Annotated in this window: 7 protein-coding genes; all 7 read right to left on the bottom strand. The window is 53.7% G+C overall.

From position 1 onward, the window contains the following. Positions 1-16 precede the first annotated feature (16 nt). The 7 genes from CCY01nite_RS10680 to CCY01nite_RS10650 all read right to left on the bottom strand — a co-directional run bounded on the left by CCY01nite_RS10680 (position 17) and on the right by CCY01nite_RS10650 (position 11,411). Positions 17-2,236: an alpha-L-rhamnosidase-related protein gene (locus CCY01nite_RS10680; RefSeq protein WP_146860527.1), complete on the bottom strand. Its 2,220-nt coding sequence runs from the start codon at positions 2,234-2,236 to the stop codon at positions 17-19. A gap of 87 nt (positions 2,237-2,323) precedes the next feature. Next, positions 2,324-4,051, bottom strand: coding sequence for a RagB/SusD family nutrient uptake outer membrane protein (locus CCY01nite_RS10675; protein ID WP_146860524.1), 1,728 nt, complete (start codon positions 4,049-4,051; stop codon positions 2,324-2,326). Positions 4,052-4,069: 18 nt separating this feature from the next. Continuing rightward, a complete protein-coding gene (locus CCY01nite_RS10670) occupies positions 4,070-7,393 on the bottom strand; it encodes a TonB-dependent receptor (protein WP_222614339.1) in 3,324 nt (1,107 codons plus the stop codon). Between the two features lie 326 nt (positions 7,394-7,719). Then, on the bottom strand, positions 7,720-8,919 hold the full coding sequence (locus CCY01nite_RS10665; protein WP_146860518.1) for a FecR family protein: 1,200 nt from the start codon (positions 8,917-8,919) through the stop codon (positions 7,720-7,722). A gap of 78 nt (positions 8,920-8,997) precedes the next feature. Then, positions 8,998-9,552: an RNA polymerase sigma-70 factor gene (locus CCY01nite_RS10660; protein ID WP_146860515.1), complete on the bottom strand. Its 555-nt coding sequence runs from the start codon at positions 9,550-9,552 to the stop codon at positions 8,998-9,000. Between the two features lie 99 nt (positions 9,553-9,651). Then, positions 9,652-10,323: a class I SAM-dependent methyltransferase gene (locus CCY01nite_RS10655; protein ID WP_146860512.1), complete on the bottom strand. Its 672-nt coding sequence runs from the start codon at positions 10,321-10,323 to the stop codon at positions 9,652-9,654. After that, positions 10,320-11,411, bottom strand: coding sequence for an amidohydrolase family protein (locus tag CCY01nite_RS10650; protein ID WP_146860509.1), 1,092 nt, complete (start codon positions 11,409-11,411; stop codon positions 10,320-10,322). The genes CCY01nite_RS10655 and CCY01nite_RS10650 overlap by 4 nt, the downstream gene beginning before the upstream one ends. Positions 11,412-11,442: the final 31 nt, after the last annotated feature.

Below are 11,442 nucleotides of genomic sequence, written 5' to 3'. Positions count from 1 at the left end.
CATCTGTTTTAATCGGTTAATAAATCACGCTGATCTCATGCTCACCACTGCCGAGCGTCGTCAGTTGTTTCACAACGTTCCCGTTCACGCGGATCACCGCACCTTTCTTTAATGGCAACTCTACCTGTGCGGTGGTGTTTGCGGGAACGGATACGTTCAGCAAAAATTCTCCGGCGGATTGCCGGAACGCCATGTGGATCGTGCCTTTGATGGTAGGCAATTGCAGCGAGGCCCAGGGAAGGTTGCCGGGCTGCGGTTTGATGCGGAAGGTGGACCATCCGGGTGACAGCGGTTCAACGCCCATCAGCTTGCGGGGAATGACGTTCGCGGGCACTGCGCCCCAGGCATGATTCCAGTCCTGGTTCGGCTTGTATTTGTTATCCCATGCTTCCATAGCGATCGTGCTGCCAGCGCGGATCATGTTGTACCAGCTGCGTTCCTGCTGCGAGGTGAGCAGCGACAGTCCGTAATCCGCGTCGCCGCCGTCGTACACGGCATCCATCAGGAACTGGCTGCCATACACGCTGCAGGCCATTCCACGGGAACGGATGAACGATGCAACAGCTTCCCGGTTTTTCTCATCCACCAGTCCGAACGCCATGGCGAACATATTTGCGTGCAGCGAAGCATGTTCTGTACCAGTGCCGTCGCGGAAGACTTTTTTCTTTTTATCCCAGAGCAGCTGTTGAAAGCTTTTCTTCACCCGCGCGGCGCGCGCGGCGAACGAAGCGGCGTCTTCCCTGTTTCCCAGCGCCTCCGCGATCTCTTGCATACCGGTCAATGCCTTGTAGTAGTAGGCATTTACAACGGTGTTATAATCGGTAAAAACAAACCCGTCAGTTTCCCCGCCTTCCGATTTCCCTAACCCGAGAATGCCGGAATGCGGCCAGTCCACAATGTCGCGCAGCTCTTTGCCATTGTAGTGTATCGCCTGCATCAGCGATGCGTTCTGTTTGCCGGTGCGCGTGCTGATGAGGCCGTTCTCTCCTTCCAGCGGAATGAGCAGCTTGGCTTTCAGGTCGTTGTAATGATGACGGGCGGAACGGATGTCGCCGGTGTAGAGGTAATCGTGCCAGGCCATCAGCACGGATTGCAATATCCATTCCGTGGGCCAGGTAGCGTGGTGCAGCAGGTATTCATGGGAAGCGCGGGCCAGGCTGAATTCCCTGTCCGCCGCGTAATGCCCGAGCTGGTTGATATACGCATCCGCTTCATAGGGAATGCGCTCCCGGTCGCCATCCACATAAATACCGGCGAAGGAAGTAGCCTTCATGCTGTATTTACAAAGCTCCCATACGGCATTCAGCACGGTATCCGCGCTGTGGAACATGGCGGCTGAATCGTTAAAAGGATAATTGACGGCAGCCCTTGTTACATCCGTTTGCTGCAAGGTTCCTTTGTATCCTTCTATCTCGCAATACCGGAACGGCAACACCTCTCCGATGTAAGCGGGCATTTTAATGGCCTGTGGACCGGTATTGCGGCGGTCCGGGCGGATCTGCACCTGGTAAGTATGCAAGCCGGGCCGCAGCGGCAGCTTGTAGACCTGGTAGCGGATGGTGCCGCCGGGTTTTCGGTTGATGCTGCCGTCTTCAAGAACGGCTTCGCCAAGATGCACCAGCACGGTATCATGATGACCGGCGGTCTGCAACCGCAGCTTTATCTGCCCGAAGGCGGCCTTGCCGAAATCCGCGCGGTAGGTACCGGCGGAGCTGGACAATCGCACCGGCAGCTGATCGGTTTTCTGCAAAGGATATTTTGCGGTGGCGTAATCCGTCAGCACGCTGTCCGTAAAGAAAACGGCGGGAGATGAATAGCTGCTTTCGCGGCCTTTATCGTCCCATATTTTTACTTTCCAGTAATAACGTTTGTTGGGCTGCAATGCCTGCCCATTGTATACAATGCCGGCGGATGTTGCGGCGGGCACTTTGTCGGAATCCCAAAGATTGCCGCGGTCGCGGAACAATGTATCCGGATGATCGGCCAGCAATATGCGGTAAGCGCTTTGTTGCATGCCGGCGGCATAGCCGGGGATGGCCCAGCTGAAGGCAGGCTGCCGGTTGGCGATCCGCACGGAAGGCGCCGCCTGCATGGGTTGCACGGGATAGCCGTGTAATACCTGCATGTCCGTATACGCGAGCAGATCGCATAAAAGGCCATCGGGTGCGGGCACCTGTGCGGAAGCGGGTAACGCGAAAATGATAACGGCGATGAAGTGAACGAGTTTTTTGTGCATGGTAATAAAGATATTCGCGGCTGCTTAAAAAAAGAAACATGAGGTTGACCCGTTTTTTAGTCAACCTCATGTTCACTTTCAGCCAGTTTATCTAATCCAACCTTCGTTCTGCGCCAAAGGTTCATCTTTGTTCGTATCGATAACGCCCTGCGGGATAGGCCACAGGTTGTAGTTAAAGGTCAGCGTAGCCTGTGCTTCAGGCCAGTATGCATATTGCTTGATGCGGGTTGTTGCGATGGTGCCGCCCATGCGCAGGAGGGTGTTCCAGCGGCATTCTTCGTATACCAGTTCCCGTGCGCGCTCGTCGAGGATCATGTTGAAATTGTCGTCCATGTCCGCGGCACTGACCTTGTAGGTGCATTGCGCGCGGTCGCGCAGGAGGTTGATGTCTGCCGCGGCGCCGGGTTTGTTGCCCATGCGCTGTTTGGCTTCCGCGCGCAGCAGGATGGTTTCGGACAGGCGGATGAAATAATCATCGCGGAAGAGGTTGCTCATATTTTCACCATCCGCGAGGCCGGTATATTTGTCCGTCGCGATCTTGCAGGACACCGGGTAGCAGAGGCTTCTGTTGTTCGTGTTGGTGGTAGGATCTGCGCTGCCTTCATACATGACGGACCAGGGAACGGGTACGCCGTAGTATGGAGAAGAGGCCACGTTGCCGTTGAAGATCCTGCGGAAAACGATATCAGAGTTGCGCATATCATCGGCCCATTTGTCCGCATAGATCTCGTCGCGGGTATACATGGTGGGCATGATCTGTGAGATGCCCCTGCCGCCAACGTCCACGCCGGTGCCGGTGAGGTGGTCTTTAGCGCCATCGCGGAATACGGGGCTATAGGTGCGGGAATAAGGCAGTTTGGATTTACCATCTTCCGCACGGTATGCGGCATAATCGATCTGGATGGCCCAGATGCATTCCCTGTTACCGTCCTGGTAGTTCACATTCCCTTCCTGGAAGAGGTCCCAGTACACATTTCCCTGTGCTTCATTCTGGCGGGTACCGAAGCGGGTATTCATCAGGGAATAGGTGCCGCCGTCTATTACCTTGTTGGCGAATTTTACGGATTCGCCGTAAGCGGTCTGCGCGTCGGCGGCCCTACCGTCTGCCGCGAGCTGGATGCCTAAAGCGAGATAGAGTTCCGCGAGGTTATGCTGTGCGGCGCCTCTTACCAGGCGTCCGCCTTTAACGGTGATTTCAGGGAGATCATTTTCAATGGCCAGCAGCTCATCGATGGCGAACTGGTAGGTTTCCACGCGGGTGGCTCTTTTGAAATCGTAGCGCGGTGTGGTGGTGATCTCTGTTACGATGGGCACACCGCCGAACAGCTCACCGAGATTGCGGTAGGCGAATGCGCGGAAGAAACGGGCCTGTGCTACGGTGTAAGCTTTTTCTTCGGGAGTTGACCAGGCGATCTGCGGCAATTCTGACGCATAAAGGGCGAGGTTCGCCTTGGAGATCATCTGGTACCAGGTGCTGTAGGCGTTATTAAAATGGCCGTGATCGGCGTTGATGTTGCCGTAGTTGTTAAACGAGTTACCCCTGCGGATGCTGGGCACATCGAACATATCGGTACCATTGCCGCGGAATACGAAGATCCAGGCTTCTTCCGAAGGATTGGCCCAGAGGTCGCGCAATTGGGAGTAGATGGAAACGAGCACCTGGTCTACCTGTGAAGAGGTGGCAAAGGCATTGTCTACGGTGTAAAAGGTCTTGGGTTTTTCCGTCAGAAAATCCATGTCCGACTTACAGCCGGCGGCGCTCATCAAAAGCAGCAGGGCCCAGGTGGATGTATGTTTGAATATTGACTTCTTCATGTTTGCGTGGATTAGTGGTTAGAAACTGAGATTGGCGCCGATGGAAAAAGTGGTGGGTACCGGCAGGGTGTTCACTCTTACCGGCGTACCTGTTTCGGGATCTCCGCCAAACCAGTTGGTGAACGTAGCCAGGTTTCTTCCGCTGAGGAATACTCTTGCGCTGTTCACGCGAATTTTTTTGAGCCAATCCTGTTTTACCCGCCAGGTGAGCGTCAGGTCTTGCAATCTTACAAAGGCGCGGGATTGCAGGCCCAGAAAGCGGCCATCTCCGGCGAAGTACGCGGAGGGATAGACGTTGCTTCTGTTCTCGGGGGTCCAGTAAGGCTTGGAGGTCATGTTGTCGTTAAAGCGGCCGGTGCCGGAGGTGAGGTAAGCTTCATCGTTGCTGGCCATGTACCATCCGTTGCCGCCGAATACGCCGGCAAACATTACGTACAGGTCAAAATCTTTATAAGTAAAAGTATTATTGATGCTCAGGCGGAAATTTTCCTTCCCATTTCCCAGTATTTTCCGGTCGTCTGCGGAAATGCCGGGGTTCTTGTCAATATCCCTATACTTGGGCGCACCGGGCGCAGCACCGGTCTGTGCAATGTATTCTGCGTCATCTTCCTGTACGATGCCGATCTGCTCATATCCAAAGATGGCATCCAACGATTCTCCGATAAACAACCCGCTGGCAAGATCATTATCTTCCTTGCCGTCGCCGTCCAAATCCTCACCATAGAGCCTCACGAGCTTGTTCCGGTTGATCCAGAAGTTGAGGCCGGTGCTCCAGGAGAAGTCGCGCTGCCGCACATTCACCGAGCGCACACTTACATCCATCCCTTTGTTATTCACCTGCCCCAATGATGTTTTGATGGTTTTGAAGCCGGTCATTACAGGGATGTTGCGGGTAAAAATCTGGTTGGTAGTTTTAGAAGAATACATATCTACATCCACGAATAATCTTCCGTCAAGCCAGGCGGATTCGAATCCGGCATTCCAGGCGGAGGTAGTTTCCCAGCCGAGGTCCGCATTGCCGAGGGCGTTCTGGAAGAGACCGTAGTTGATCACTCCCGGGGTATTGGAAAACTCATAGCGAACACCTCCTGAAGCAGCGTTGGCGATGGTTGACAAGGTGCCGTATGGCCCGATGCTCTGGTTGCCGTTCTGGCCCCAGGAAACTTTGAGTTTCAGATTATCCAGCGGTTTGATGTTCTTCATGAAGTTCTCTTCCGTGATACGCCAGGCGAGGCCGGCGGCCCCGAAGTGTGCCCATTTGTTGTTGGCCCCGAAAACGGAAGCGCCATCACGACGGAAGGAACCAGTGAAGAAATATTTGCTGTTAAAGGAATAGCTTAGACGGGCGAGGTAGCCGATGTTGGCGCGTTCGTTCGCATCGAGCGTTACCCTTTGCACAGTTGCCTTGTGGAGTCCCCACAAGCCGAGGGCAGTATTCCCGTTGGCAGCAAAATCGCTTCCGGTAGTATTGATGCGATCCCATTTCGTATAGTCCCGCGTGGCAACCAATGTTACGTCTACACCATGGTTGCCAAAGTCGTTTTTGTAATTAATGATGTTGTCGAATACATAGCTGTAGGTATTGTCATTCTGCATGTATCCGTTCGCGCGGGCGAGGAAACCTTGTATGGTGGCAGGTGAATACCTGGCAAGTCCCTCTCCTTCCTGTACAAAGTACCCTTCATAGTAGAAGTTGCCAGAGCGCCATTTTTCCTGGTTGATCAGGTAAGTAGCGCGGTAGCTGAGCCCTTTCACCCAGGGAACCTTCACTACTGCGTAGGCGTTCATGCGGTAGTTATTTCGAACATCGTCATTGTCGCGGGTACCGCTGTTGGCATCCCAGAGTGGATTTGTTGATGACTGCGTATAGGGGTATTTTTCCAGGTTGCCCTGATCGTCGCGGAACATTACACCGTATGGTGACATTGTCTGTGCCGATCCAACGTTGGCGGCTACGCCGGAATAGTCCCGCTTGTTAAAGCTGCCGTCTATCCCTACTTCCAGCCAGGAGGTGATATTGGTTTTCAATTTAGCGAGTACGGAAATGCGATTGAAGTTATCACCATAAATGATGCCCTTATTGTCATCGTAGGAAGTGGAAAGATAATAGTTTACGTTCTCAGTAGCGCCGGAAACAGACGCCTGGTAGCTTTGAATGACGCCGGTGCGGGTCACTTCGTCCAGCCATACTGTTTCTTTGCCGGCATCTCTGTTGGCCACTTCTCCGGGCTTGAGCCAGTTAGTAGAGCCGGGTGTATAACGGTTGCGCGCGTTTACTACTTCCAGCCATTCCTCCCCTTTCATCATTACCGGTTTATTCTGCCAGGTCTGCCAGCCGGTGGATGTATTGAAAGAGATCACCGGCTTACCCTGACGGCCTTTCTTTGTGGTGATGGCAATTACGCCGTTGGCGGAACGGGAGCCGTAGGCCGCCGCGGAGGTTGCGTCTTTCAAAATGTCGAAGCTGGCGATGTCGTTCGGATTGATATCTGCCAGGCTTCCCATGTATATGGTGCCATCCAGCACAATCAGCGGCCTGTTCGCATCATCACTGATCGAATTTTGTCCGCGTACATCAATGGAAGGCTCTCCTCCCGCCGAGTTAACAGCCCCTACGCTCAAACCGGAAACATTGCCTTTGATCGCTTCCAGCGCGCTCATATTCGGCATCTGCGCCAGCGGCGAACCTTCCAGCTTCACCGAACTCACAGACCCGGTGAAGTCCTGGCGCCGCGCCGTACCATAACCGATCACCACGAAATTTTCCAGCGTGGTGGATTCTTCTTTTAATGCTACCACAACATTCGCCAGGTTCTCCGGCTTAATGGTGATGGTCTTATAGCCGAGCATGGATATTTCCAGTTCCACGTCCGTACCATCCGGCAGGGACAAGGTGAATTCGCCATTGGCATTGGTGGTGGTGCCTGTGGTGCTGTTCTTCAGCCTGATGCTGGCGCCGGGCAGCGGCTCTCCTGCTTCGCTGGTAATCCGGCCTTTCACGGTGATCACCACCGGCAAGGCCCGCAGCACGATAGGTTCCGGCGCTTCATCTTTTTTCTTCACCACTACGATCTGCTTTACGATCACATAGTTAAACGGTTGCCCGTTAAAGCAGGCATCCAGCGCTTCTTTCAGCGATGCCTCCTGCAGATTCAGCGATACTTTCTTTGCACCCCTCAGCAGCCGCTCATTAAAAAAGAAATGATAGCCGCTCTGTCTGCCGATCTCGGCAAACACTTTTTCCAGCGAACCGTTCTTCACGTGGATCGTGATCTGCTGGCTGAAGCCTTCCGCACTCACCTGGAGGCAAGCTACGAGAAGAATGATGGCCGTTAATTTCATAATAAGGAATGTTTTTCGGAAGGGCCGCCGGCTGGTTTTTTGAGCGTGGTCAGGCCCCAAAGCCCCCGTGGAAATCGATTGCTTAAATTTCATAACTTTGTGGTTGTTTGGGTTTGCGGAATAATCAGTTTTAGCCAATTGTATTATGTCTTACTGCCCAGGCACCGGCCGGAAAGTACCCTCATACTTCCGGCTTTTTCCTGAACAGTATTCAAACTTTTATTGAACCTGCCCGCTTATATCCCCGCGTGGCAGGCTGGTAATGCATTTTGGTTTAGTCGTTAGGTTTTAATGTTCACTACTCCGGCGCTCTTGCAGCGCCTGTTTTAAGGGTTGATCGTTACCACCCTTTCTTCGATTTTGGCATTCACATCGCTATATATCAGTATTTCGAGAAACTGCGACAGGTTTACGGTCCTGGGCAGTGTTCCGCTGAACAGATCTTTGGGTATTCCGTTCGGGTATTCCACCTTGATGTCATACCACCTTTCCGCCTGGCGCATCATGGTACCCACGTCTACCTGCGAGAAATTGAAATATCCGTCTTTCCAGGCGATGACCTGGTGGAGGTCTATGTCGTCGGTTATTTTAATGGGCGTATTAAGCGCAGCCTGTTGCCCCGGCTGCAGTGTCACCGGCGCTGCGCCGTCTTTGCGGACCTTCACGGCTCCTTCCAGCAATGTTGTTTTTACCGCGGCTTCATCATCATAAGCATTGATATTGAAATGCGTGCCGAGCACTTCCACTTCTCCTTTGTGCTCCCCCGTGGCGGACGTGATGTCTACCATGAAAGGCACTTTGCGGGAAGCCCGCTGCATGGCCGCCACTTCAAAATAAACTTCGCCGCTCACTCTCACCTTTCTTTCGCTGCCGGTGAACGCCGTCGGATAAGTAATGGAGGAGGCTGCGTTGAGCCAGGCTTCCGTACCGTCCGGCAGGGTGATGCGGTATTGCCCGCCGCGTGGTGTGCGTACGGTGTTATACATCACGGTAGCCGTTTTACTATCTCCCATATCATACGCCAGCTGGCCGTTCGCAAGCTTGATCACCTTTGCGTTGCCCTGGATGCTCAACATACCGTTGGACGCGCTGTCCAGCGTAATGCTGGAACCATCTCCCAGCGTCAGAATAGCTTTGTTGCCGCCGGGGAGCACTTCCTGCTGCGGCGCCGGCTTTACCGCCACCGGCTGTGGTTGCGATTTGGGAGTTTGCAGTAACATCAGCCCTGTAACAGCGAGCACCAGGCAGGCCGCAGCGGACCACCACAGGTAACGCCGCCGGAAAAAGCCCCGTGGCGCGGGCGTATTGCTTAAAACGGGACGAATCCGGTCCAGCACCGCATGTTTGGTGGCGTCGTCCCCAAGGTTGCTGTATTGCGGGTTATTCCATACATCCTCCATGAAGCTTTTCCATATCTCCCGGTTGGAAGGTTCCCGCAAGGCTTGCCACAGGCGCCCGAATTCCTCGGCGGAAAGCTCTTCCGCCAGGTATTTTTCCAGTAAACGCCTTAGCTCGTTATGCATCATTGAACAGCAGTTTAAACGTCTTGCAGTATAAAGACCGTTAAATGAAGAAAAAGGAAGTGCCGGGAAGAAAAAATTTTTTTAGCGCAGCAGGGATAACGCCAATATAAGGGCGCCTGCCACCAGGAGCGCATGTTCATGCATATATTTCCGCAGGAAAGCGATGGAACGTACAATATAATCTTTTACCGCGGCCCGGCTGACGCCCATCTGCCGGCTGATCTCCTCGTGGCTCAGCCCCATTTCCCGGCTCAGCCGGAAAGCTTTCTGCTGCTGGGGCGGCAGTTTGCGGATACCGGCTTCCACGAGGGATTGCAGCTCTTTCAGGGCGGCGGGTATCTCTGTATCGCTGGCGGCGGTTTCCATACGGGAACTGAGATATTGCTGGTAGGCATCTTCCAGCTTCATGCGGCTCATTTTCTTGAAGATCAGGTTCCGGGCGCTGATGAATAGAAAACCGTCCAGGCTTTTAATGTCCGCGGCCTTCTCCCGGTTCTGCCACAGCTGCAGGAAGATCTCCTGTGAGATGTCCTGCGCCACCTGCGGGGACTTGGTCAATACCAGCGCGGAAGCATACACCTTGTTCCAGTAACGGTCAAACAGCGTGCAGAAAGCGGCATCGCTTCCGGCTGCCATCTCGTGGAGCAATAATTGGTCAGTATAAGGCGATGTTGACAAGGAAACAGCTACTTTATAATGTAAATTATGAAAAATAACTACCCGCAAAATAGCATATTAAGGGAATTGGGCAACCCGCTCCATCATGCTCCCCTGTAGAAACGTCATTTTCTCAAAGGAAGCCGTTTCCTTAAACCCCGCATTCAGCCACAGCTCTTTGGATACAGGGTTGGCGTACAATATCTTCAGGGGCCGCTCCCGCCTTTTCAGGCTGTCCAGCACCTGCTGTATGAACGCTTCCATGATCCGGTCGTTGAAGGGGTTGAAGAGGAAAATAACGCCGATCGATTCTGGGATGGAATAATAACGGGCATCTGTACAATTAATAGTAACGGACACGCCCGGATGCCTTTTTTCCAGGGTGTCTTTCATGGCAAAGGAGGCGCTGCACAGCTCCGGCGCAAACTCTACGCCGTGAATGTCGGTGAAGCCGTTACCGGCGGCGATGGCGAGCACGCGGCCCAGGCCGGAGCCCACGTCCAGGAAACCCGTCTGCCGGTCTTCAGGCTTCAGCTGGCTGAACAGCCAGTTGGCGGAATAGTAATTAACGGGCTCGTATATCGTAATAAAATCCTGGTCTTCTTCGCTGACCACACCTTTGAGGTTATCGGTGCCGATGGTGCGGATGCCATACTTCCGCTCCCCAGCGATCTCGTGCCAGATCACAAAGCAGGCCAGGCCGAAGCCCCAGTGCCACCAGTAATAAAGAAAGTAAGATATATACCTCACTCGAACAGGCTTTTGTCGATATTCGGAATGATCTTCAGCGCGTTTTTATAATATACCTTTTTGAGTATTTCATCCGGCAGGTTCATGCCGTACATGCGCCAGAAAGCGTGGTATTTCTTATGATACGGGAAATATTCGTCCCCGGTTTCCAGCACGCGGAAATAAGTACTGTATTCGTCCGGCTGCCAGGAGTCCTTGCCGAAAAGGATGCGGTTCTGGTACTTTTCAAAGAACTGCCGCGCCATTACGGGCTGGCGGCCCAGCTCGGCGATCACGGCGCCGAACTCCACGTACATGTGCGGTATTTCATCCATCAGTTTGGCGAGATGGGCCAGGTCGTTCGCATACCATCCGAAGTGCGCGTTGATGAAGGTGGTGCGCGGATGCTTTTTGAACATGCGGTGTTCCTCTTCTATGATCTGCTCCCAGGGCGCGGGATTGTCCGGCCCGCGTTTGCGGCCGGGATGCGTTTTCAGCTCCAGCCAGCGCTCGTTGTGATCGTCCTGCGGGAGCCAGAAAGGTTTGGGATCGGCGGCATGGATCAGCACCGGTATCTTCAGCTGCCCGCATTTCTCCCAGATGGCGTCCAGCCGCGGATCATCCACCGCTACCCGTTTGCCGGTATTATCCCTTACGCTCAGGCCGAGGTTCTTGAACACCTTCAGGCCGTTGGCGCCGTTTTGCACGTCGGTTTCCAGCTGCTGCACCGCTTTCTGCGTCCATCCCTCTTCTCCTATGCCGCTGAAATTGATATTGGCAAAAACGATGAAGCGGTCCGGCGCATGCGCTTTCACGTTGTCCGTCTGGCTTTTCAGCCCGCTGCCGTAGCCGCCGCTCAGGTTCACCATCACTTTCATGTTGAGCGCGTCCATATCTTTCAGCAGGCCGCTGAGGTTCCCCGACCCGAGGCTCCGCTGGTGATTGTGCACATCTATGAAAGGGAATTTAGCTTTGGTGAGCTTGTGTTCCGGCACTACCAGCGTGGAAACAGGATCGTATTGCTCGAAGTCCATATTTTGCCGCTCCTGTGCGTACAACAGGCCGGTGGACAGGAACAGGGCTCCGGTGAGAAGAAGGCATTTTTCCATACAATAAATCTATATAATATTTTTTACATTC

The organism is Chitinophaga cymbidii, from assembly GCF_007992715.1.
In the GTDB taxonomy this organism is placed as follows: domain Bacteria; phylum Bacteroidota; class Bacteroidia; order Chitinophagales; family Chitinophagaceae; genus Chitinophaga; species Chitinophaga cymbidii.
The sequence above is the reverse complement of the archived record's forward strand: the minus strand, read 5'-3'. Positions and strand labels throughout refer to the sequence as shown.

Coding starts and splice junctions, on each gene's coding strand:
- CCY01nite_RS10680 (WP_146860527.1), bottom strand. CDS start 2,236: ATGCACAAAAAACTCGTTCACTTCATCGCCGTTATCATTTTCGCGTTA.
- CCY01nite_RS10675 (WP_146860524.1), bottom strand. CDS start 4,051: ATGAAGAAGTCAATATTCAAACATACATCCACCTGGGCCCTGCTGCTT.
- CCY01nite_RS10670 (WP_222614339.1), bottom strand. CDS start 7,393: ATGAAATTAACGGCCATCATTCTTCTCGTAGCTTGCCTCCAGGTGAGT.
- CCY01nite_RS10665 (WP_146860518.1), bottom strand. CDS start 8,919: ATGATGCATAACGAGCTAAGGCGTTTACTGGAAAAATACCTGGCGGAA.
- CCY01nite_RS10660 (WP_146860515.1), bottom strand. CDS start 9,552: ATGGCAGCCGGAAGCGATGCCGCTTTCTGCACGCTGTTTGACCGTTAC.
- CCY01nite_RS10650 (WP_146860509.1), bottom strand. CDS start 11,411: ATGGAAAAATGCCTTCTTCTCACCGGAGCCCTGTTCCTGTCCACCGGC.